Source organism: Arthrobacter sp. B1I2 (genome assembly GCF_030816485.1).
Classification (GTDB): Bacteria; Actinomycetota; Actinomycetes; order Actinomycetales; family Micrococcaceae; genus Arthrobacter.
Window position 1 is genome coordinate 416261 of the sequence record NZ_JAUSYC010000001.1, and the last position, 21826, is coordinate 438086.

General features: G+C 65.1%; 17 protein-coding genes and 2 pseudogenes. 9 read left to right on the plus strand and 10 right to left on the minus strand.

The window, feature by feature from the left end; genetic code table 11:
- Window positions 1-10: 10 nt before the first annotated feature.
- The 3 genes from QFZ57_RS01860 to QFZ57_RS01870 all read right to left on the minus strand — a co-directional run bounded on the left by QFZ57_RS01860 (window position 11) and on the right by QFZ57_RS01870 (window position 4126).
- The gene (locus tag QFZ57_RS01860; RefSeq protein ID WP_306897526.1) at window positions 11-736 is read right to left on the minus strand and encodes an MBL fold metallo-hydrolase; all 726 of its coding nucleotides are present in this window, start codon (window positions 734-736) and stop codon (window positions 11-13) included.
- 144 nt (window positions 737-880) lie between these two features.
- On the minus strand, window positions 881-1291 hold the full coding sequence (locus tag QFZ57_RS01865) for a YtxH domain-containing protein (protein WP_306897528.1): 411 nt from the start codon (window positions 1289-1291) through the stop codon (window positions 881-883).
- Window positions 1292-2614: 1323 nt separating this feature from the next.
- Complete coding sequence (locus QFZ57_RS01870; protein WP_306897530.1) at window positions 2615-4126, minus strand: helix-turn-helix transcriptional regulator; 1512 nt, start codon at window positions 4124-4126, stop codon at window positions 2615-2617.
- A gap of 149 nt (window positions 4127-4275) precedes the next feature.
- Here QFZ57_RS01870 and aceA point away from each other — a divergent pair.
- A pseudogene (gene aceA / locus QFZ57_RS01875) lies at window positions 4276-5605 on the plus strand (isocitrate lyase).
- Window positions 5606-5767: 162 nt separating this feature from the next.
- A pseudogene (gene aceB / locus QFZ57_RS01880) lies at window positions 5768-7421 on the plus strand (malate synthase A).
- A 175-nt stretch (window positions 7422-7596) separates the two neighbouring features.
- Here the strand turns inward: aceB and QFZ57_RS01885 are convergent.
- Window positions 7597-8790, minus strand: a complete 1194-nt coding sequence (locus QFZ57_RS01885) for an MFS transporter (RefSeq protein WP_306897531.1) — start codon at window positions 8788-8790, stop codon at window positions 7597-7599.
- A gap of 144 nt (window positions 8791-8934) precedes the next feature.
- Between QFZ57_RS01885 and QFZ57_RS01890 the strand changes: the two genes are divergently transcribed.
- Window positions 8935-9894: a D-2-hydroxyacid dehydrogenase family protein gene (locus tag QFZ57_RS01890; protein WP_306897533.1), complete on the plus strand. Its 960-nt coding sequence runs from the start codon at window positions 8935-8937 to the stop codon at window positions 9892-9894.
- Between the two features lie 14 nt (window positions 9895-9908).
- The gene (locus QFZ57_RS01895) at window positions 9909-10442 is read left to right on the plus strand and encodes a GNAT family N-acetyltransferase (RefSeq protein WP_306628792.1); all 534 of its coding nucleotides are present in this window, start codon (window positions 9909-9911) and stop codon (window positions 10440-10442) included.
- A 28-nt stretch (window positions 10443-10470) separates the two neighbouring features.
- Here QFZ57_RS01895 and QFZ57_RS01900 read toward each other — a convergent pair whose 3' ends face one another.
- The gene (locus QFZ57_RS01900; protein ID WP_306897536.1) at window positions 10471-12627 is read right to left on the minus strand and encodes an amylo-alpha-1,6-glucosidase; all 2157 of its coding nucleotides are present in this window, start codon (window positions 12625-12627) and stop codon (window positions 10471-10473) included.
- 97 nt (window positions 12628-12724) lie between these two features.
- Window positions 12725-13747, minus strand: a complete 1023-nt coding sequence (locus QFZ57_RS01905; protein ID WP_306897537.1) for a glycosyltransferase family 4 protein — start codon at window positions 13745-13747, stop codon at window positions 12725-12727.
- 222 nt (window positions 13748-13969) lie between these two features.
- On the opposite strand from QFZ57_RS01905, the gene QFZ57_RS01910 reads away from it, so the two are divergent.
- Together QFZ57_RS01910 and QFZ57_RS01915 are read left to right on the plus strand one after the other, a co-directional pair.
- Window positions 13970-14668, plus strand: coding sequence for a DsbA family oxidoreductase (locus QFZ57_RS01910; RefSeq protein ID WP_306897539.1), 699 nt, complete (start codon window positions 13970-13972; stop codon window positions 14666-14668).
- A gap of 35 nt (window positions 14669-14703) precedes the next feature.
- Window positions 14704-15351, plus strand: a complete 648-nt coding sequence (locus QFZ57_RS01915; RefSeq protein WP_306628796.1) for a TetR/AcrR family transcriptional regulator — start codon at window positions 14704-14706, stop codon at window positions 15349-15351.
- A 22-nt stretch (window positions 15352-15373) separates the two neighbouring features.
- On the opposite strand, the gene QFZ57_RS01920 is transcribed toward QFZ57_RS01915, so the two are convergent.
- Window positions 15374-16036 (minus strand): LytR C-terminal domain-containing protein, encoded by a 663-nt coding sequence (locus QFZ57_RS01920; protein WP_306628797.1) that lies wholly within the window; start codon window positions 16034-16036, stop codon window positions 15374-15376.
- Window positions 16029-16328, minus strand: a complete 300-nt coding sequence (locus QFZ57_RS01925; RefSeq protein ID WP_026264985.1) for a type II toxin-antitoxin system VapB family antitoxin — start codon at window positions 16326-16328, stop codon at window positions 16029-16031. Before QFZ57_RS01925 ends, QFZ57_RS01920 begins: the two co-directional genes overlap by 8 nt.
- A 150-nt stretch (window positions 16329-16478) precedes the next feature.
- Here QFZ57_RS01925 and QFZ57_RS01930 point away from each other — a divergent pair, with 150 nt between their 5' ends.
- Together QFZ57_RS01930 and QFZ57_RS01935 are read left to right on the plus strand one after the other, a co-directional pair.
- Window positions 16479-17408 (plus strand): hypothetical protein, encoded by a 930-nt coding sequence (locus QFZ57_RS01930; protein WP_306897542.1) that lies wholly within the window; start codon window positions 16479-16481, stop codon window positions 17406-17408.
- A 94-nt stretch (window positions 17409-17502) separates the two neighbouring features.
- A complete protein-coding gene (locus tag QFZ57_RS01935; protein WP_306897544.1) occupies window positions 17503-19128 on the plus strand; it encodes a stealth family protein in 1626 nt (541 codons plus the stop codon).
- A gap of 36 nt (window positions 19129-19164) precedes the next feature.
- Here the strand turns inward: QFZ57_RS01935 and QFZ57_RS01940 are convergent, their stop codons facing one another.
- Window positions 19165-20094 (minus strand): phosphodiesterase, encoded by a 930-nt coding sequence (locus tag QFZ57_RS01940; protein ID WP_306897546.1) that lies wholly within the window; start codon window positions 20092-20094, stop codon window positions 19165-19167.
- 160 nt (window positions 20095-20254) lie between these two features.
- Complete coding sequence (locus tag QFZ57_RS01945) at window positions 20255-20767, minus strand: glutathione peroxidase (RefSeq protein ID WP_306897548.1); 513 nt, start codon at window positions 20765-20767, stop codon at window positions 20255-20257.
- A 41-nt stretch (window positions 20768-20808) separates the two neighbouring features.
- Here QFZ57_RS01945 and QFZ57_RS01950 point away from each other — a divergent pair, with 41 nt between their 5' ends.
- Window positions 20809-21714, plus strand: coding sequence for a hypothetical protein (locus tag QFZ57_RS01950; protein WP_306901637.1), 906 nt, complete (start codon window positions 20809-20811; stop codon window positions 21712-21714).
- Window positions 21715-21826: the final 112 nt, after the last annotated feature.

The following is a 21826-nucleotide window of genomic DNA, read 5'->3' on the forward strand; positions in this document are numbered from 1 at the left end:
AACGAGGGGCCTACGCGGGCAAACGCGCAGGCTTCCATGGCCTGTGCTCGTGTGTGAGCCAAACCATTTCGGGGTTCAGAGAGCACACCAGTAGCTGACCCTCCGTACGGGGGTTATCAAGTTCACCGAACCGGACTGCTGTATCTCCAGCGACGATGGTCGGGCGTCCATCGCCAACGACGACGACCTGTGACCCCCGAGTGTGACCAGGTGCCGGAAGGAGCCGAAGCCCGGGAAGCAGTTCGAGCTCGCCGTCGACGGGAACGTAGAGAACCCCGGGCGGGTCCACCCATTCACGGATGGTGTAGTCATTCTCGGTGCGGGCGTCCTGGAGTTCCTGACGCTGGACGTAGATGGGCTTGCCCGCGAAGAGGTGGTTACCCCCGCAATGATCGAAGTGCAGGTGGGTGTTGACGACAATGTCGACACTGTCGATGTCGAAGTCCTGCTGGTCCAACGGGTGAAGGCGGGGATCCATATCGGCGACCGCCGGATGGAGCTGAGTCATGCCGGTGTCGACCAGCACGCGCGCGTCGGGGTGGTCGACAACGTGCACGTAGACCGGCATCGGCTCGCCGTCGGCAAGCAGCTCGGCCACACGAACGGCAGTTACACGGATTACAGCGGGAGAACCCATTTCTTCACCTCCGTCCCACATCATGGCCGTGATGCATTGGGGAAGCAACAGATCGTCGGGCCGAATGCTGCGCGACCTGCTGCCATGAGCCAAAATCATACCGCCGAGGCGTCCGTGGAGCCGATGCCCCACCCCTAACCTGAGGACGAGGAGGTGCTTGCAGGTCGCCGGTCGAGTGGGACTGGAGGGATCCCCAGCGGACGGTCTGTGCCGACGGATTTGGACATTCCGAGCGGTCCGACGTCAGCCGGCGTTGGCTTCACGGTCCGCCTGGGGTGCAGTTTCCGCTTCCAGCGATTCACCCGAGGCCGGACCGCCTGTCCCGTAAAAGGCCCCTTCGGACCCGTCAGCCATTGTTTGGTCATGCGTGGAGCGCAGGGGTGTCGCCTGGTCAATATGCGTCCTGGCGTCATGCTGGAGCGTGCCGATGATTTCTTCCTTCGCTTTCTTCAGCGCCTGGCTTGCCTGCTCCCGAACCCCAGGTGCATTTGTCTCGAGGGTCTGAGCGGCGCCGGAAACTTTGTCCTGGACCGTCTGGCTCTCCCATAATCCGCGGACTTTTAGCTTGAGTTTCTCGTAGCTATCCCTGCCAGCCCGGGTCCCAAGGACATAGCCCACTGCCACACCTGATACGAATATCAGCTTATTTTTCATCTCGGTGCTCCTGCTTCTTTCGGTAACAGTGCCTGCGTTGAATCTAACTCCAAACCGGGACAGCTGTCCGACTCGGCCTTTCTCCGACCGGTCCTTCGGGCTCGCGTGTAGGCCGCGAGGACCGAGCCTTTACCGAAGACCGGGATCGGGTCAGGGGAACATGGCACGGCCGCCCTGATGCAAGCCAAATCGTGCAAAAGCTTCTTTCGCCTTCGCCGGGACGTTAGTGAAGTCCATGCCTTCGACCGTGAAGTGTTCCGCCCCAACTCCGACCACGTATCTGAGGAAGTACGGCATAACGGAAAGCGTGACAGGCCCAACAGATTTCGCATAGGCCTAAAGGCCCCCGCCTATTGAACCGATTAGCAGGTCGGGTAGAACCTGCCCGTCATCACCTGTCTTGTTTACGTCGATGCCCCTGCGGGCGTCCAATCCACGTTTTGGTTGTGGGTAGATCACGCCGCTTCAGTCGTGGGCCTGCTGACAGCGTCATCCCTCGGCTTTCCGCGGAGGAAGCATGTGACTTAGGGCCCTGTAGAGGCCCTGATGAGGCTGCCATGCTTCCTCGCATGCCATACCTCATGGAATACGTGACGAACGGGTCTATTGGCCGTTCGATCATCTATTCTGCGAGCTTTGGCGACGCTCTAATAAAGGCGAAGAACGCCCAGCGGGGGTTGCAGTGCAACTCCGCTGTTCTGTGTCATACCCCGGAATCAGATCCCATTTTTGGCAACGGTTCTATCCTCGCAAGCTACACGCCCGCTGACGGCTGGAGGATCAGCGAGGTTTGGCCACGGTAGCCTCGCCGCTCCTGCAACCTGCTGGGTTGCGCTGCAAAGAGGAGGGCGACCAAGGCGGCTCAGGCCTTTTATGACACGCAATGATCACCACGGTTCATTACGGTTGTACCGGTCAGGAAGTGCAGGCAGACGCAAAGAGGCGTGACGGGCCGGGTGAGATCTGGCTGGCTGGAGAGGATGTATTCCACGGCTGCAGGACCTGCCGGAGTGAGGTGCTCCGGCGACTAGGGACTGATAGTCCTACGGAGCGGACGCGCGCCAACTGTTCATGTGCAAAAAAGCCGGAGCCCAGACGCGGCGCCACCTTCGCGATTATCCCGTCAAGCTCCCGCTGGCCGTAAAAGGTCTTCACGCCCCAAATCCTCGCACGCACGCCAGCGTCACAGGACTGCGGCATCCGTAAGCTTCAGGACCATTGCACGGCCACCACGCCGCGATAGCCATCGCAGTCCCGCAAAGGATCACATTGCACCTGAAGAATGACACCGGCAGTCCACAAATCATCTTCCGGTCGTTTGGCTCAGCTTCCGGAGTGGGCCTGCAGGAAGCTGTACACCTCGGTCTCGTCCACGCCGGGAAAGGCGCCCGGCGGCATGGCGGCGAGCAGATGCGAGTGGGCCCGTGCCGAGGGCCAGGCGTTCCCGGCCCACTGGCTGGTCAGCTCCGCAGGCGGCCGCTTGCAGCAGTTGGGATCCGGGCAGTTGGACGTGGCCCGGGCGGTGGTCTCCCGCCCGCGGAACCACTTCACGTGCTGGTACGGCACGCCGATGCTCAATGAAAACTCGCCGCTGGCCGAACGCTCGGTGCGGGCAGTGCACCAGTACGTTCCGGACGGCGTGTCCGTGTACTGGCTGTATGCACTGAACTTGTCCGGCACGTCGAACACGGCCCGCGACGTCCATGCCTTGCAGGACGGCTGGCCCTCGATGGCTCCGGTGTGGTCCTGGGGGAAGGTCACGCCGTCGTTCTCATACGCCTTGTAGATGATGCCGCTCTGGTGCGTCTTCTGGAAATGCGTGGTGATGCCCAGGTGCTTGGTGGCCAGGTTGGTGAAGCGGTGCGCCGCGGTCTCATACGAAACGGCGAAGGCGTCCCGGATGTCCTCCACAGCAATTTCCTTGGCAGCTTTGGCTTTCTGCAGAAATTCCACGGTGGCCTGCTCGGGCAGGAGCAGCGCGGCGGCGAAATAGTTGGTGGCCACCCGCTGCGCCAGGAAGTCACCGTAGTTCCGGGGCGTTTCGTGGCCCAGCACGTAGTGGCCCAGGGCCTGGAGGAGCACCGAACGGGGGTCGTGGTCCTGCCGCTGGCTCTGCGTCAGGTAAATTCTGCGGTTCTTCAAGTCCGTCACGGAACGGGTGGAATGCGGCAGATCCCCCACGTGGTGCAGGGTGAAACCGAGGTGTGCGGCGATGTCCGCGATGACATGCTGGCTCAGCGGACCGGTGGTGTAGCCCACCTCCTTGAGGACCTTCTGCGCCTCGGCCTCGTACTCCGGGAAATAGTTTCCCCGCTCCCGCATCATGGCCCGCAGTTCACCGTTGGCGCGGCGTGCTTCCTCGGGGGTGGCCACCTGCTCGTTCATCTTGCGTTCGAGCTCGTGCAGCAGCCCCACCTGGGCCTCCAGCACATCCAGCGGCAGCCGCGAACTGATGCGGATTTTGGGCAGGTCCAGCGACTCGTAGAGCGGACCGCGCTGGTAACGCTCCAACTCGATTTCCAAGGCGGCCCGGCGGCTGGGCGGCTCGGCCCCGAGCAACTGGTCGATGCTGACGTTAAGCGCCGCCGCAAAATGCTGCAGCAGGGTCAGTTTCGGTTCACGCTTGCCGTTCTCGATCAGGCTGAGCTGACTGGGAGCAGTGCCGACGGCGGCGCTCAGGTCATCGAGCGTAAGCCCGGCTTGTTTGCGCAGGTGGCGGACGCGGCGGCCCAGGGCGATGACGTCCAGTTCCGTTGTGGCGGTGGACGGCGCTTGGGAGACGTCCCTGTTCCAGCTTGAAGGTGGCATTTCTGAAGAATACGTGAAGAAGGGCATTTCTTTCCATACCTTTTCTCTGGAAAGGGGGTTGAAAGTACTGAAAAGTAGTGACTACGGAAAGAAACACCGCACCGGAAAGACCGGTGGGAACCTCAACGACGCGGTTCCCACCTACTCCATCCGGAGCTCAATCAAGGAGATCAACGATGACTGCAGCATTTGAGCCCAACCAGCAGCCGACCGGCCAGGACACAACATCGCAGGCCGCCGCCCTGGAGCTCGAGTGGGCCGCCAACCCCCGCTGGGAAGGTGTGACCCGGGACTACTCAGCCTCCGACGTCGTCCGTCTCCGCGGCCGCGTCTCCGAGGAACACACCCTGGCCCGCCGCGGCGCCGAGAAGCTGTGGAAGCAGCTCACTGAGGAACACAAGGAAGGCAAGTACACCAACGCCCTGGGCGCCCTCACCGGCAACCAGGCCGTGCAGCAGGTCAAGGCCGGGCTGCGCGCCATCTACCTCTCCGGCTGGCAGGTGGCCGCGGACGCCAACAACTCCGGCCACACCTACCCGGACCAGTCCCTCTACCCGGCCAACTCCGTTCCCACCGTGGTCCGCCGGATCAACAACGCCCTTCTCCGGGCGGACCAGATCGAGTTCTCCGAGGGCATCCAGACCGTCGAGGACTGGCTGGTCCCGATCGTTGCCGACGCCGAGGCCGGCTTCGGCGGCCCGCTGAACGCCTACGAACTCATGAAATCCATGATCCAGGCCGGCGCCTCGGGTGTTCACTGGGAAGACCAGCTCGCCTCCGAGAAGAAGTGCGGCCACCTGGGCGGCAAGGTCCTGATCCCCACCCAGCAGCACGTCCGCACCCTCAACGCCGCCCGTCTCGCGGCGGACGTCGCCGGCACCCCCACCGTCGTCATTGCCCGCACCGACGCCGAGGCAGCCACCCTGATCACCTCCGACGTCGACGAGCGCGACCAGGAATTCATCACCGGCGAGCGCACGGCCGAGGGCTTCTACAAAGTCCGCAACGGCATCGAACCCTGCATCGCCCGCGCCAAGGCCTACGCCCCCTACTCGGACCTGATCTGGATGGAAACCGGCACCCCGGACCTGGAACTGGCCCGGAAGTTCGCCGAATCCGTCAAGGCCGAATTCCCCGGACCAGATGCTTTCCTACAACTGCTCCCCGTCGTTCAACTGGCGCAAGCACCTGGACGATGCCACCATCGCCAGGTTCCAGCGCGAACTCGGCGCCATGGGCTTCACGTTCCAGTTCATCACCCTGGCCGGCTTCCACGCCCTGAACTACTCGATGTTCGACCTCGCCCACGGCTACGCCCGTGAAGGTATGAGCGCCTACGTCGAACTCCAGGAAAAGGAATTCGCCTCCGAGTCCCGCGGCTACACCGCAACCAAGCACCAGCGCGAAGTCGGCACCGGCTACTTCGACACCATCTCCACGGCGCTCAACCCGAACGCCTCCACCCTCGCTTTGGTCGGATCGACCGAAGAGGGCCAGTTCCACTAATCCCCAGCCGCCCCCTCCGCTCGCAAGCTCGCGAGGGAACCCGGCGGCCGTGGCCCCGCTTCCCCGCCTTCCCACCCGTTGCTCTATCACTTTTGGTCCCCATTAGGCCCCTTTGGCAACCAAAAGTGATAGAGCAACCGGGGTATCCAAGGAGATTTTGAAATGAACAGCTTTACTGACAGCTTCACCATTAATGGGATTACCCTGACCGCGCAGCCCATTTGCCGGCAGGACGAAGTGCTGACGCCGGACGCCCTCTCCTTCATTGCCAAGCTGCACCGGGCTACTGCCGACCGCCGGCAGGAGCTGCTCCAGGCACGGCGTACGCGACGCACCGAGATCGCCGGCGGCCAGGACCCCCGTTTCCTGCGGGAGACCGAGCACATCCGCAACGATCCGTCCTGGCGGGTTGCTCCCCCGGCACCCGGGCTGGAGAACCGCCGCGTCGAGATCACCGGGCCGGTGGACAAGAAGATGACCATCAACGCCCTGAACTCCGGCGCCAAGGTGTGGCTCGCGGACATGGAGGACTCCTCCACCCCCACATGGCGGAACGTCATCAAGGGCCAGCTGAACCTCACCGACGCTCTGGAACGCCGGATCGACTTCACCAGTGAAGAAGGCAAGGAATACAAGCTGAAGCCGGCGGGCGACCTGCCCACCATCGTGGTCCGGCCCCGCGGCTGGCACCTGCCGGAGAAGCACATGCTCATCGACGGCCAGCCAATCGCCGGCGGCATCGTGGACTTCGGCCTGTTCTTCTTCCACAACGCCCGCCGCCTGCTCGCACAGGGCAAGGGCCCGTACTTTTACCTGCCCAAGATCGAGAACCACCTCGAAGCCCGGCTGTGGAACGACATCTTCATCCTGGCCCAGGACCTGCTCGGCATTCCGCAGGGCACCATCCGCGCCACGGTGCTGATCGAGACCATCACCGCCGCATTCGAAATGGAGGAGATCCTCTACGAACTGCGCGACCACGCCTCAGGCCTGAACGCCGGCCGCTGGGACTACATCTTCTCCCTGATCAAGAACTTCCGCACCCGGGGCCCCCGGTTCGTGCTGCCGGACCGCGGCCAGGTGACCATGACCCAGCCCTTCATGCGCGCCTACACCGAACAGCTGGTCCGGGGCCTGCCACAAGCGCGGCGCAATGGCCATTGGCGGCATGGCAGCAGCCGTCCCCAACCGCAAGGACCCGGAGGCCAACGCCAACGCGCTCGAGAAGGTCCGTGCGGACAAGACCCGCGAGGCCAACGACGGTTTCGACGGTTCCTGGGTGGCCCACCCAGACCTCGTACCCGTGTGCCGGGAAGTGTTCGACGGCGTGCTCGGTGACAAGCCCAACCAGCTGGACCGGCTCCGCGAGGACGTCACCCCGGATGACCGTGCCCTGATCGACGTGGCCGCCACCCAGGGCACCATCACGGAGCAGGGCATCCGGAACAACATCGAGGTGGGCATCCGCTACATCGAGTCCTGGCTGCGCGGCAACGGCGCGGTGGCCATCCACAACCTGATGGAGGACGCCGCCACCGCGGAGATCTCCAGGTCCCAGCTGTGGCAGTGGATCTTCGCCCGGGCCATCACGGACCAGGGCGAGATCATCAGCCATGAGTGGGTAGAGGAGCTCCTGGACGAGGAATTCGCCCGGCTGGAACGCTTCGACGGCGACCGGTTCGAGGACGCCCGGGACATCTTCGAAGAGGTCACACTCAGCCGCGAATTCCCCTCCTTCCTCACCCTCCCCGCGTACGCCCGCTACCTCACGGAGGCCAAGGAGAAAGCCACCGTCGAGGAGCTGGCCGCGGCTTAGTCCGGGGTCCCCGCCACCAACTTCCGTCTGCCGGGCCGGCACGCCCTCCGCAACAGGCCCCCCGAAATCCGGGGCGCCGGCCCGGCGACGGAGCACCACCAAACCCTCGAGGGGTGGGCCCACGCCCGCCCTTCGGGGGTTTTATCGTGCGGAATTTCGACGGCGGCGGGTTGCCTCAGCGGCCTTTCGGCACCTTGCGCACGGACAGCGTCGTGGCGGCGAAGAAGGTCAGCACCGAAACCAGGATGACGAGCAGGGCCGGGGTCCACGATCCCGAGCTGTCGTGGACGAAGCCCACCAGCGGAGGGGCCACCGCGGCGAGGCAGTAGCCCAGGCCCTGGACCGTTGCGGACATCCGGCCTGCCGAGGCCTGGTCGCGCGCCAGCTTGATGATGGCGATGAAGATCAGGGTGATGCCGCCGCCCTGGGCGATCCCGCCGGAAGTGGACCACAGCCACCAGAGCTCCGGCAGGAACAGCAGCCCCACCGGAACAGCGAGCCAGAGCGAACCCAAGGTGACCGCCACCGCCGTCGTACTCATGTATTTGGCCGCGAAGGGCACGCCGAGGCCGCCCACGATGGCCAAAATCTGGAAGATCGAGGACGCGGCGCCGGCCTCGGACGTGGACATCGCCAGCTCATCGTGCAGATAGCTGGGCAGCCACGCCGTGACGCCGTAGTAGGAGAACGCCTGGCCGCCGAAGCCTGCGGTGAGCCCGAACGTGGTCCAGCCGGAACCGGCCACCCGGGGCAGGGGCGCGTCCCCGCCGTCGTCAGCTGCGGCCAGGAACGCCGTCCGCGGCCCGACTGCCAGGACCCACACGACCACCGCGGCGACGGCCAGGACGGCGACGGCGGCCAGCGCCAGCCTCCATCCGGCCACTGCCGCCAGCGGCGCCATGGCCACCGAGGTCAGGAAGGACCCGATATTCAGGGCGGCGGTGTAGATCCCCATTGCCGTCCCCTGCCGGCGCGGGGCAAAATCACGGCGGATGATGAGCGGCACCGCAATGTTGCCCACGGTGATGGCCACCCCGATGACCACCGTGCCGGCCACCACCAGCACCGGCCCGCCTGCGGAGCGCACCAGTACTCCGGCCAGCACCCCAAGGATGGTCAGTGTGACGGCGAACTCCGCCCCGAATTTCCGGGCTGCCAGGGACGCCAGCGGAGCCGCGAGCGAGAAGCAGAGTACGGGGATACTGGTGAGCAGCCCCAGCAGGACCGGCGAAAAGTGCAGTTCCGCCTGCATGAGGTCCACCAGGGGTGCGACGGCAACGAAGGGGCCACGGAGGTTCAGCGCCAGCAGGCCGATGCAGGCCAGCAAGACCCAGCTCTTCGGGATGCGGGACAGGACGCGGCCGCTCACAGGGGCAGAATCGGGATTTGGCGTGGGTTCATCACTCCCATTGCTATCACGCCGGGCGTGACTGGAGTTTCAGGCACACTGCCGGCCGGCCCCTGCCATACGATAAACGTGACCCAAGGACGTAGGACTCCGCGAAGGACAGCCATGACGCACCGCCTTGCCATCCTCGACGACTACCAGGACGTGGCCCACGGCTTCGCCGACTTCGCGGCTTTGGCGGCGCAGGGTGTCACCGTGACCTCGTACCGCGAGCCCTTTGCTTCCCGCGACGGCCTGGTTTCGGCGCTGGCAGACACCACCATGGTCATCGCGATGCGGGAACGTACGGCGTTCCCGCGTGAGGTGTTCGAGAAGCTGCCGGCGCTTGAGCTGCTGGTCACCACCGGAATGGCAAACTCCTCCATTGACGTTGCGGCCGCCACCGAGCACGGAGTGACGGTCTGCGGCACACCGGGCTCACCAACGGCCGCGCCGGAATTGACCTGGGCCCTGCTGCTGGCCATCGCCCGGCACCTGCCGGCGGAGGAAAACTCGCTCCGGGCGGGCACGTGGCAGTCAACGGTGGGTGTGGAGCTGGCCGGGAAGACCCTGGGCATCGTGGGACTGGGAAAGATCGGCCGCCGGATAGCCGCGTACGGGCAGGCGTTCGGCATGGATGTGGTGGCGTGGAGCCAGAACCTCACGGCGGAGGCAGCAGAGGATGCCGGTGCCCGGCTGGTGTCCAAGGAGGAACTCTTCACGGTGGCCGACATCGCCACCCTCCACCTGCGGCTCTCCCCACGGTCGGAGAACACCGTGGGCGAGGCCGAGCTGCGCCTGCTGGGCCCCGAAGGCATCCTGGTGAACACCGCCCGTGGGCCTTTGGTTGACCAGGATGCGCTGCTCAAGGCCCTGAACAACGGGTGGATCCGCGGCGCCGCCCTGGACGTCTTTGACCAGGAACCCCTGCAGGCCGGGCATCCGCTCCTGGCCGCGCCTAACACCGTGCTTTCCCCCCACCTTGGCTACGTCACGCAGGAAAGCTACCGGCAGTTCTACGGCGGTGCCCTGGAGGACATTACCGCCTGGCTGGCCGGCTCCCCCATCCGGACCATCACCGCCTGATCCGGAGAAACAGCATGACGCACACCATCCGCAAAGCAACAGCAGACGACGCCGGCCCGCTGGCCGCGCTGGCGGCCGTCACCTTTCCGCTGGCCTGCCCGCCGTCGTCGTCACCTGCCGACATTGCCGCCCACCTGGCCAACACGCTCAGCGAAGAACACTTCGAGGGTTACCTCGCGGACGCGGGCACCACCATCCTGGTCATCGACGCGGACGGGCAGCTCAACGGCTACAGCCTGCTGGTGGACCGGCCTGCAACGGACCCGGACGTGACCTCCGTCCTGACACTGCTGCCGTCCGTGGAAATCAGTAAATGCTACGTGCATCCGGACTACCACGGGCTGGGCGCAGCCGCGGAACTCATGCACGCCAGTCTCCAGGCAGCGGCGGCTTCCGGCGGTGCCGGGGCGTGGCTGGGGGTCAACAGCCAGAACGCCCGCGCCATCCGCTTCTACGAAAAGTCAGGCTTTCGCAAGGTGGGCACCAAGTCCTTCCGGCTGGGCGGCACCGTGGAGCACGACTTCGTGCTGGAGCGCCCCTTGCCGTAGGCAGGTCTTCTGGACAGCGGGGCGGCCGTCAGGAAAGCCTGCCGGCGGCCATCCCTTCCACCGGATAGGCCAGCGGCGGCCGCGGTTCGGCCAGGAGCTTCAGCCCCGGCGGGAGGCCCTCGATAGTGCCGGCCGATCCGGCGGCCGTGATCGTCACCCGGCTTGTATCCAGCAGGACGTTTTCCGCCCGGAACGAGCCAACGGACTCCGGCAGGATCGGCGCCAGGTGCACCACCCCGCGGGTGAACACGGGGTCGAACCGCAGCAGGATCCGCGCGAGCTGCACCGGCGCTGCCGCGGCCCAGGCCTGCGGCGAGCATGCGGTGGGATAGGGAACAGGGCCGGGAAACTCACCGCGGTCAAACCCGCAGAACAACTCCGGCAGCCGGCCGTCAAAATGCCGGGCGGCTTCGAGGATGCCCGAGGCCACCTGCTTGGCCTCGTCCACGAACCCGTACCGCATCAGCCCGGTGGCCACCAGAGCAGTATCGTGGGGCCACACCGAGCCGTTGTGGTAGCTGACAGGGTTGTAGGCGCCCATGTCGGAGGCCAGCGTGCGGATGCCCCAGCCCGTGAACATCTGCGGGGACATCAGGTTCTCCATGACGGACCCGGCTTTGTCTTCGTCCACGACGCCCGTCCACAGGCAGTGGCCGATGTTGGAGGTCAAGGCATCAACGTGCCGTTTGTCCTTGTCCAGCGCCACCGCAAAATAGCCCTTGTCCGGCAGCCAGAACCGCTTATTGAACTCCTCCTTGAAGGCTGCCGCCTTTCCGGCCCAGTGTTGTTCCAGGCCCGAATCACCGCTCCAGTGGGCCAGCAATGACCTGCCCAGGTAGGCGGAATAGACATAGGCCTGGACCTCGCAGAGGGCTATGGGAGCTTCCGCAATGGTCCCGTCCGCAAAGTTGATCCCGTCCCAGGAGTCCTTCCAGCCCTGGTTCACCAGCCCATGGTCGTTGGGCCGAAGGTATTCCACAAAGCCGTCGCCGTCGCGGTCGCCGTACTTCTCGATCCACTCCAGGGCCCGGTCCGCATGCGCCAGCAGCGGCTGGATCGCGTCCCGGGACAGCCCCCACCTGCTCAGTTCGCCCAAGGTGGACACGAAAAGGGGGGTTGCGTCGGCTGTGCCGTAATACGCCGTGCCGCCCAGCGACAGGCCTGCTGTGACGCCAAGCCTGACCTCGTGGGGAATGCGGCCCGGTTCCTCCTCTGAATCCGGGTCCACCTTTTTTCCCTGGATCCCGGCCAGGGTCTGAAGCGTACCCAGGGCGAGGTTGGGGTTGACCATCATGCTCATGTAGGAGGTCAGCAGTGAATCCCGCCCGAACAGCGCCATGAACCACGGCGCTCCGGCGGCCACGGCAGCGCGGTCGGGATGGTGGGCATCGAAGATCCGCAGCGCACCCAAATCGCTTTGACTCCGGTTGAGCACGTTCTGGAAGCTGGCGTCCTCGATGCTGATCCGCGGAACGTTCTCTTCCCACGCCAGGTGCCGCCGCACGCCCTCGCGGTGATGCGGCAGCTGGCCTTCCCTGAAGGGCTTTTCCGGCGCTTCACCATTGACCAGCGGCACCACGATCACGCTGGTGGCCCACTTGCCCCTGGCCGGGATGGTGACATGGAAGCGGAGCCCATCCGTGCCCACGTCTGCACCGCGGGCTCCGATGGCGGAGCCCCGTTGCTGGCCATGCCGTGCCGCTTCAATGATGAGCTTTCCATCCACCACTGTGCGGGTTGTGTCGTCCGGTCCCGTGGTCCGGCCGCCCTTCACTTCGAAAAGATCGGCCTGGTCGGCATCCACGAGGAGCTCGATGCGGCACTCGACGGGTTCCGCTGCGTAGTTCTCCAGGGTGATGTCGTCCTGCAGGCCTGGTCCGATATGGCGGGTCTGACGGACCACCAACGGACTGTCGAATTTGCCGCCCGGCCAGGTGGCACGGCCCACGAACGTTGCCTCGAAGGGCTGCGGCCGCTGGGCTGACAACGGTTCGCGCCTTGATCCGTTGATGCGGAGCACCCACCGCGAAACGATCCGGGTGTCCTGGTAGAACGCTCCGTTCGTGCCGCCGTCGTGACTGATGTCACCGGTTCCGGCGGAGATACAAAACGAAGAGCCCTCCAGGACGGTCACGGCGCCCACGTCGGACCCGGAGGCCTCATTATCTTCGTTCCAGGCGGTCATGGAAGGGCTCCATCCTGAGGGGAAAGCTGCCCCGGGGGATCGGGGAAGCAGCATTGTCCCTATCGATTCTGGTGCACCCGGGAATGATGCGGAACCCCTAAAGGCGCCTCCCTGCAACGAGCTGGCCATAAAGTTCGAGGTGCTCTGCAACCATTCGCTCCGCGCTGAACCTTTCCTCCACATCCTTGCGGCAAACGGCCCTGTCCAGCGCTGCTGCTGCCGGAACCAGGTCCGCCAGTTCATCAGTCTTCCCCAGGAAGCCCGTGCGCCCGTGATCGATGATTTCCGGGGCTGAACCGATGGATGTCCCCACCACCGGTGTCCCTGTCGCCAGGGCTTCGATCATGACCAGCCCGAAAGGTTCGGACCACTGAATAGGATTCAGGAAGGCCATGGCCTCCCCCATCAGCCGGTATTTCTCCACGTCGTCCACCTCGCCCATGAAGTCCTCGTTGGGGCCGAGCAGTGGTTCAATAACTTCCCGGAAGTAGCGGACCTCTTCCGGCTCCCGCATCTTGACCGCGATCCTGAGGTGCAGTCCGGCCTGCCGGGCGATGGTGATGGCTTCAAGCAGTCCTTTGTCGGGGCACGACCGGCCCACGAAGCACAGGTACCCGCCCTTTCCGGTACCCACCGGCACAGCTGAAAGATCCATGCCATGGTGGATCACCCGCGTGACGGGAACGTCGGGAGCGCTCAACGCCTGGTCCCTTGAGATAGCGATGACAGCGCCATTCCTGGCAACGGCACGGTAGATGTCCGCAGCCTGGCCATGTATTGGGCCGTGAATAGTGGTAGCCAACGGCACCCCGCCTGGCCGGTGCAGGTAGAGGGGGCCCGCCAGGGTGTGGTCGTGGATGATGTCCACGTCCTGGAGCCCTTCGTAGGCCCTGACCACATGGCTGAGCTCGGCGAGGGTGCTGCCCAGTCCCTCGTAGTCGGTGGGCCGCATCCCTGGAACGAGCTGCACTGGGCAACTGCTGTCTGACGGTGCCGCCAACAGCACTTCATGACCGGCGGCTGCGAAGCCTCTGGCCAGCGTATCCACTACTCTTTCCGTTCCACCGTATGTTGCCGGTGGCACAGGAATCCACGGCCCTGTGACAAGTCCAATCCGCATTCCTGGCCTCCCAGGTTTGACAGGCCGGGCTCCCCAGCTGGCCGGGCAATACTCCACCGGGCGTTGTCGTCCGCCGCGATGCTTTGAGTTTCGAAGGGGCCCGATTCATGACCTCTGATCCGACTATTCCGCAGGATTGCTCCGGCCACAAGGGCCGCGCGTGTGGTGCATCTCATAACAAGGCGCCGGAATGGCGCCTGCGCCCGGCGGGTTGTACCAACCATGAAAATTGAGATCTGGTCAGACGTTGCCTGCCCGTGGTGTTACATCGGCAAGCGCCGGTTCGAGGCCGCCCTCGCAGCATTTCCCCACCGTGACGCCGTCGACGTCACCTGGCGGAGCTACCAGCTGGATCCCACGCTGCCGGAACGCTACGACGGGACCGAACTGGAGTACTTGAGCACCCGCAAAGGCATGCCGGCCCAGCAGGTCTCGCAGATGTTCGAGCACGTGACGCAGCAGGCAAAGGGCGAAGGCCTTGACTACCACTTCGACAAAGTGGTGGTGGCCAACAGTTTCACCGCCCACCGGCTGATCCACCTTGCGGCGGCGCACGGCAGGCAGGATGCGGCCAAGGAGCGCCTGCTCAGCGACCACTTCGAGCACGGCCAGGACATCGGCAGCCGGGAGTACCTGGCCTCCCTCGGCAACGACCTTGGCCTGCCTGCCACCGGGGTGGATGGACTCTTCACCACGGACAAGTACGCGAACGAGGTCCGGCTCGACTTCCAGGAGGCCCAGGGCCTGGGTATCAGCGGCGTTCCGTTCTTCGTGATCGACCGCAAGTTCGGGCTGTCCGGTGCCCAGCCCACGGAGACGTTCACGGCCGCCCTCAACCAGGCCTGGCAGGATGCAAACCCGCTGGTCCTGGTCAACTCCTCCGACGCTGAAGCCTGCGGCCCTGAAGGCTGCGCGGTTTAGCGCTTTTTACTGACACATCGCGGTAAAGTGTCTGCATGCCCAGGATTTCAGCGGCCAGCAACGCCGAACAACGCGCGGACACCCAGCGCCGCATTCTCACCGCTTTCGGCGAGCTCCTCTTCACCCATGGCCTGCCAGGGCTGACCATGACGGACGTGGCACGGCATGCAGGAATTGGGCGCACCGCCGTCTACAACTACTACGCAGACATCGAAGAACTCCTCATCTCCTACGCCCTGGATGAGACCGAGAAGTTCCTCTCCGACCTGCGCGAATCGCTGGACCGGCTGGAGAACCCGGTGGAGCGGCTGGCACTGTACGTCCGCGCCCAGGTGGTCGACCTCAGCCGCCGCCACCTCCCGCCGGGGCCTGCCATGGGGGCGGTGCTGTCGCCGTCGTCCTTTGCCAAGCTCTCCGACCACGTGGGTGAACTCAGCGTCCTGCTGCAGGGCATCCTGCGTGACGGCATGGAGCAGGGGTACCTGCCCGTGGCGGACGTGGGCCAGCAGTCCCAGCTGATCCTGGGCACCCTGTCCTCCAGCGCGGCGAGGGGCAGCGACGAGCCGGCCGAACTGGAGGCGCGCGTGGCCAGGACGGTGCGCTTCATCCAGTTGGGTGCCGGCGCCAGGTTCGACGACGGCGGGCGGCCCATCCGCGTGGCCCGGCTTCGGGCAGCTGGCTGAGGCTGAGACGGCTGAGTGAGAGTCAGGACGCCGGAGTAACAGGCAGCTTGTCAGGGTCCGCTGTACGCCGGCTTTCCCGCGGGCAGCTGAGCTTGCCCGGCGTCTGATCCACCAGTTCCGGCGGGACGAGCGACTTGTAGTCCTGCGCGAGTATCACGTCCACGCTGGCATCGGTCCTGCCGTCCTGGAAGTAGTCCGACCCCGGCACGTTGCGCTGCAGGGTGAACGCGGCCGGTTGTCCGGCCGCACCTGACACCACGGCAGCCACACCCCGGTAGCCGGCGTTGATGTTCGATACGTTCCCCACCACGAACTTCCGCGCCAGGAACTCATCGGCCACGGAGCGGGCCAGCCCGGGCCGGCTGGTGGAGTTGAAGACGTTGAGGTTGATCTTGTCGTTGGGCGTGTAGTCGAACATCGAGGCCGGGCAGGATGACACCGGCTCTGGGGCCGGCTCTGCGGCAGGAATTCTCAGCCGGCCATCAATGACGGCCAGGGCAACGATGATGCCCGCGGCGATAAGGCCAATCAGGAGGACCAGCACCACCCCGTGCAGCACGCGGCGGCGGACCCTGGCGGTCTCATCGGCGTCCTCGGCCGATTGCATGGCCGCGCGCAGCTCAGGACCGGAAACAACATGGTGGCCGTGAAGGACGCCGGGGTCCTTCGGCCGCTTCCTAGCCATCGAGCACCAGGACCCGGGCGTGGATCGCGGTGCGCTGGTGCAGGGCGGTCCGGACTGCACGGTGCAGGCCGTCCTCCAGGTAGAGGGTCCCCTGGTACTGCACCACGTGCGGGAAGAGGTCCCCGAAAAATGTGGAGTCTTCCGCCAGGAGCGCTTCCAGGTCAAGGGTTCGCTTGGTGGTCACCAGCTCGTCCAGCCGGACCGGTCGCGGCGGCAGCGATGCCCACTGCTTGGGGGTGCTGTAACCATGGTCGGGGTAAGGGCGGCCCTCGCCCACAGCTTTGAATATCACCATGCCACAGTAGGCACGGCGCAGCTCCAGCGAAAGTAGCAGGGCGGACCGGCGTCAGGTTGTAGCCAAACAGTGACCATACGCACATGCCCCGTCCCCCGGGCGCGGGCACAGGGCGGGCGGTGCCGCTCCTGCTGACAGAATGGACCCATGACAGCATCCGAGTCCCCTGCCATGCCCGTGCCCGGAATCCGCCTCCGGTCCGCCCCGCCGCTGGCGCTCCTGCTGGACGTGGACGGGCCGGTGGCCAGCCCCGTGACGCGGGACGTCAAGCCGGACATCATCCTTGACCTGGTGGCCCTCGCAGCGGCAGGGATTCCCGTCATCTTCAACACCGGCCGTTCTGACGCCTTCATCCGTGAGCAGGTCATGGAACCCATGATCGCGGCCGGCATTCCGGCAGGAACGGTCATCCACGCCATCTGCGAAAAGGGCGCCGTCTGGTTCAGCTACACCTCTTCAGGGCCGGGCCCCATCCACGTGGACCGGGAGCTTGCCGTTCCGGCCGCGTACGGCGATGACATCCGTCGGCTGGTGGCAGAGGACTACGCCGCCCACATGTTCTTCGATGAGACCAAGCGGGCCATGGTGTCCGTGGAGCAGCACATCAACGTACCCAGCGCCGACTACCTGGCCGAACAGAAACTCTTTGACACCGATGCCGTGGAACTCATGGCCCGCCACGGCCTTGGCGTGGTCCGGCTGGACCACCACGCCCCGAATTCCGACGACGAGGTGGACTACCGCGTGGATCCCACCATCATCTCCACCGACATCGAGTCGGTGCGGCTGGGGAAGGATCTGGGTGCCAGCCGGGCGGTGGAACTGCTGGCGGCCCAGGGCATCACCCCGGCAGCCTGGCGGACCGTGGGCGATTCCCGCACGGACTACGCCATGGCGGACTGGCTGCACCACAACGACCACCCCGTGAAGCACGTGGACGTGCGGCCGGCCGACGGCGTACCCAGCAAGCCCTATCCCGTGCTGACGGCAACGGACCTGGGGCTGGAGGCAACAGTGATCCACGACGACGCCGGCGGCGCCTTCCTGCGCGCGTGGCGGGAGGCGCTGGACGTTTGAGCCCCTGCCGGGCCGCCGTCGGACGCTCGCCGTGGGGGCCCGACGGCGGCGCGAAACATGCCGTTACCCCGGCAGGACTATCATGCAGGTAAGAATGCCCACTTCCATCAGCACGGAGACAACCATTACAGAAGCACCGGTTCAGGACGAGGTCTACTACGGCGGCCAGGCGTCCGTGGAGGAACAATTTCATGCCGAGATCACGTCAGCGGCGGCGGAGCAGCGGCTCCGGCACCGGCCCGACGTCATCCGGCACAAGGGCCGCTATGCCCTGATCAACGACACCAGGACCCCGTACCAGGCCATGGTTGAGGACCTGTTGTTCCTGCGCAATGTCCTGGCAAACGCGGGCCTCTCGTATCTCCTGGTCCGCGGCAACAACGACCGGCCCGTCCTGGCCCTGGACTGGAAGGACCGGAAGAAGCTCCGGGCCGCCCTGGTGGAGGCATGCCGGGACGAGCCCTTCTATTCCATGACGGTGGATGCCAAGAAGAAAACGTCCGTCCTGGTTGCCGACGGTGAGCTTTCGCCCAACCGGCAGGGACGCATCTTCCGCCTGTACCGGCCCCGGGTGGAACCGGTGGGCGGCTTCGAGTTCGGCGCCTCTGCCGGCGTCCAGATCGAGCTGTGGTCCTTCGAGGGCGAAGAGCTCATCCTCCCCATCGAAAACTCCCTGACACGCAGGACCATGCTGCGCCAGGACGCTGTCCGCGGCACCGTTGAACGCTACGGCCACACATGGCCCACCATCGAGAACATGTTTGCCGACCACGCCAGCGACATCAGCTTCGACGTCGACATCGTGTTCTCGTGGGTTGACGGAAGCTCCCCCGAATACATTGCGGCCCGCCGCGCGCAGCAGCAGGGTGTTGTCCTCGGCGAAGGCGATGACCATGAGGCCCGGTTCCGGCAAATCAACGAACTCAAATACGCGCTGCGGTCCATATACATGTTTGCGCCGTGGATCCGCCGTATCTTCATCGCCACGGACTCCCCTGCTCCTGCCTGGCTGGCAGAGCACCCGGCCGTCACGATCGTCCGCAGCGAAGAGTTCTTCTCCGACCCCTCCGTGCTGCCCACCCACAACTCACAGGCCGTGGAGTGCCAGCTGCACCACATTAAGGGGCTGTCCGAGCACTTCCTCTACTCCAATGACGACATGTTCTTTGGCCGCCCCGTGGGCCCCGACATGTTCTTCACCCCAGGCGGCATCACCAAGTTCATCGAGGCGGAAACCAGGATTGGCCTGGGCGAGAACGCCGCAGAACGCAGCGGGTTCGAAAATGCCGCCCGGGTGAACCGGAAGCTCCTGTGGAACCGGTTCGGCCGGATCACCACCCGGCACCTGGAGCACACAGCCGCACCCCTGCGGCGCAGCGTAGTGGGCAACATGGAGGAGGAGTTCCCGGCGGAATTCCGCAAAACGGCGGCCAGCCGGTTCCGCGCAGCGGACAACATCTCCGTGACCAACTCGTTCTACCACTACTACGCGCTGCTCACCGGCCGGGCCGTCACACAGACAGCCGCCAAGGTGCGCTACGTGGACACCACCATGCGGTCAGGGCTGAAGTACCTGCCCAAGCTGCTCGCCAAGCGGAACGTGGACTTCTTCTGCCTGAATGACGGCAGTTTCCCTGAGGTCAGCGCGGACGAGCGCGCCGAAGTGGTGACGGACTTCCTGGAGAGGTATTTCCCCATCAAGGCACCCTGGGAGAAGTAGACCAACCTTTGCCGCGCCCTGGTGTGGGCGCTTGGCCTAGTGCGTGCTGGGCACCCCGAGTTTGGTGTTGCCGCGCTGCTTGGTGGTCTCCGGGATCCGGATCCCCGCAGCCTCCAGCCGCCGGGCAGTCTCCTCGGGTGACACGTACTCGCCAACAGTGCGCGAGGTGCCCACTGGGACCACCGAGTGCACGATGGTGTGCTCGTACACGTGCACCAGGTTGAAGGCCTGGCCGCCGTCCTGCCCGCGGGTGCCTCCCACCGGAACGTTGAGGTCCTGCGTGTAGCAGGAGGCTGACGCGACCGAGACCGGCACACCGGCGAAGCTGGCTGTGGTGGAGTAGTGCAGGTGCCCGGCCAGGATGGTGCGGACATCCGAGTTACGGACCACCGCGGCCAGTGACGCCTGGCCGCGGAGCTCCACCAGCACGGAAAGGTCCAGCACGGACGGGACCGGAGGGTGGTGTAGGGCCAGGATGGTGCCGTCCGGGGCGGGGGTTTCCAGCTGACGGGCCAGCCACTCGAGTTGGGCGGCACTGAGTTCGCCGTGGTGGAAGCCAGGGACGGTGGTATCAAGGGTGATGACGCGCAGCCCGTTGATGAAGTAGCTGTGATCCACCGGCTCGTCACTGCCGGGCTGGTCGAGCAGCCCCTTGCGGAAGTTGGCCCGGTTGTCGTGGTTCCCCATGGCCCAGATGACCTTGGCGCCGAGTTCCCTGCAGGCAGGCTCCACAATGGCCCGCAGCTTCACGTACGCCTGGGGGTCGCCCTTGTCAGCGAGGTCGCCGGTGAAGATCACGGCTTCCGGCTTGGCCCCGGACGCTCTGACTTCGTCAAAGAGCTGGGCGAGCCGGGCTTCGCTGTCAACAGTCCCGTAGAGGGGTTCTGGACCTCCCACCAGGTGGGGATCGCTCAGGTGTAGTAGGAAGTGGCGTGGCCGTGGATGTTCGGCCTCGATGTGCTCCATTGCTACCTCTATGGTCGGTGGGAAGCCGTTCTTCCCTTGTACCCTTCAGTAATATTTATCCAATCAGACATTTGGCAAACGTGGGGTGAATCGCCGTAGCTGATGTGGAAAAAGTTGGAAGAACTGCGCTTTTGCAGACCCAATTCGGCCAAGCCCGGGTTTATCCGATCGCTTGCTCGACTCCGTCAATGACCTCGGCCGAATCCGGCTCAACGGTGGGCGCAAACCGGGCCACCACCTCGCCCTCGCGGTTGACCAGGAACTTCTCGAAATTCCACTTCACCAACCCGGGGAGCAGCCCGGTTTTGAACTTGGTGAGCTCGGCGAACAGCGGGTGCTGGTTCCTGCCCCGGACGTCGGCCTTGGCCGTCAGGGGGAACGTGACACCGAAGTTCCGTTCGCAGAACTCCGCGATTTCGCTGTCGGTGCCGGGCTCCTGCCCCGCGAACTGGTTGCAGGGAACGCCCAGGACCTCGAATCCCCGGTCACGGAACTTGCCGTAAAGAGCCTCCAGGCCGGCGTACTGGCGGGTGAAGCCGCAATTGGAGGCCACGTTGACCACCAACACCACTTTTCCCTTGAACTGGCCGAAGTCTGTCCTCGTGCCGTCGTTGAGGACCAGAGGAATTGGGTACAGCTGCGCTGGCTGTCGGGTCTGCGGAAGGTTGTTCATGTGGGAAGTTCGTTGCCTGCGCGCCAAGGTACGGGTCCGGAGTGGAGATTTCCTATGCCGGCGGCGTCGTTGGTGCTGGTTCGCTTGGCGTCGGCGTCGGTTCGCTTGGCGTTGGCGTCGGGGTTGGCTCGCCTGGCGTTAGTAAGGGTTCCGCGGGCGGCCGTATGGGGTCGGGTGCCGGCACAGCAGCGGGGGGCGCCGGAGCGGGTGCAGGTTCAGGTGTCGTTGGCGGCGGTGCTGGCGTTGTGGCCAACGGAATACTCGGCAATGGTTCACTTTGCGGCGGCTCGCTGGGCGCCGGATCAGGCGCGGAAGAAACTGGGGCAGTAGACGGCTGGACTGTGGTGGACGGCTGGTTCGGCGAAGGCTCACTCGCAGTTGGAGAAATGGACGACGTCGGCTCAGTCGGAGACGAAGTCGGCGTAGACGTTGCCGTATCAGTCGGCGTGGCCGTACCAGCCGGAGAGGAAGTCGGCGTAGACGTTGCCGTATCAGCTGACGTAGACGTGGCCGTATCAGTCGGCGACGACGTCGACGTGGCCGTATCAGTCGGCGACGACGTCGACGTGGCCGTATCAGTCGACGTAGACGTTGCCGAATCAGTCGACGTTGCCGTGTCAGTCTGCGACGACGTCGACGTGGCCGTACCAGCCGGCGTCGCCCCATTAGTCGGTGAAGGCGCGGGGTCGCTGGGGGCCGGGCTGGGCGAAGGCGGCGCGGCACTTCCCGAAGGTTCAGCAGGAGGCGGGGTCGTCGTCGTCAATTCAACGTTGGGAGGCGGAAGCACAATGCCCGTCGCCTCCGCCGGCCCAGGCGCGGGAGGAGCCGGCAGGAGTGGGGGGAAGGGTGAGGCCTGGAGACCTGCGGGGAACCCGCCGCCGGGGTCCACTTGGAGGGGGATGGTCCAGCTGACCCTGCCGCCGGACAGTTCCTTGCCAGGCGAATAGGAAACCATCCCGGCAGGAAGTCCCTGGCGCAGCTCGTGGAGCTGGAGGAAACTCCATCTCATTGGGTTGGTATAGCGTCCATTCAGGATGGCCTCGAAGTGAAGATGGCAGC

Coding starts and splice junctions, on each gene's coding strand:
- QFZ57_RS01860 (WP_306897526.1), bottom strand. CDS start 736: ATGATTTTGGCTCATGGCAGCAGGTCGCGCAGCATTCGGCCCGACGAT.
- QFZ57_RS01865 (WP_306897528.1), bottom strand. CDS start 1,291: ATGAAAAATAAGCTGATATTCGTATCAGGTGTGGCAGTGGGCTATGTC.
- QFZ57_RS01870 (WP_306897530.1), bottom strand. CDS start 4,126: ATGCCCTTCTTCACGTATTCTTCAGAAATGCCACCTTCAAGCTGGAAC.
- QFZ57_RS01890 (WP_306897533.1), top strand. CDS start 8,935: ATGACGCACCGCCTTGCCATCCTCGACGACTACCAGGACGTGGCCCAC.
- QFZ57_RS01895 (WP_306628792.1), top strand. CDS start 9,909: ATGACGCACACCATCCGCAAAGCAACAGCAGACGACGCCGGCCCGCTG.
- QFZ57_RS01900 (WP_306897536.1), bottom strand. CDS start 12,627: ATGACCGCCTGGAACGAAGATAATGAGGCCTCCGGGTCCGACGTGGGC.
- QFZ57_RS01905 (WP_306897537.1), bottom strand. CDS start 13,747: ATGCGGATTGGACTTGTCACAGGGCCGTGGATTCCTGTGCCACCGGCA.
- QFZ57_RS01910 (WP_306897539.1), top strand. CDS start 13,970: ATGAAAATTGAGATCTGGTCAGACGTTGCCTGCCCGTGGTGTTACATC.
- QFZ57_RS01915 (WP_306628796.1), top strand. CDS start 14,704: ATGCCCAGGATTTCAGCGGCCAGCAACGCCGAACAACGCGCGGACACC.
- QFZ57_RS01920 (WP_306628797.1), bottom strand. CDS start 16,036: ATGGCTAGGAAGCGGCCGAAGGACCCCGGCGTCCTTCACGGCCACCAT.
- QFZ57_RS01930 (WP_306897542.1), top strand. CDS start 16,479: ATGACAGCATCCGAGTCCCCTGCCATGCCCGTGCCCGGAATCCGCCTC.
- QFZ57_RS01935 (WP_306897544.1), top strand. CDS start 17,503: ATGCCCACTTCCATCAGCACGGAGACAACCATTACAGAAGCACCGGTT.
- QFZ57_RS01940 (WP_306897546.1), bottom strand. CDS start 20,094: ATGGAGCACATCGAGGCCGAACATCCACGGCCACGCCACTTCCTACTA.
- QFZ57_RS01945 (WP_306897548.1), bottom strand. CDS start 20,767: ATGAACAACCTTCCGCAGACCCGACAGCCAGCGCAGCTGTACCCAATT.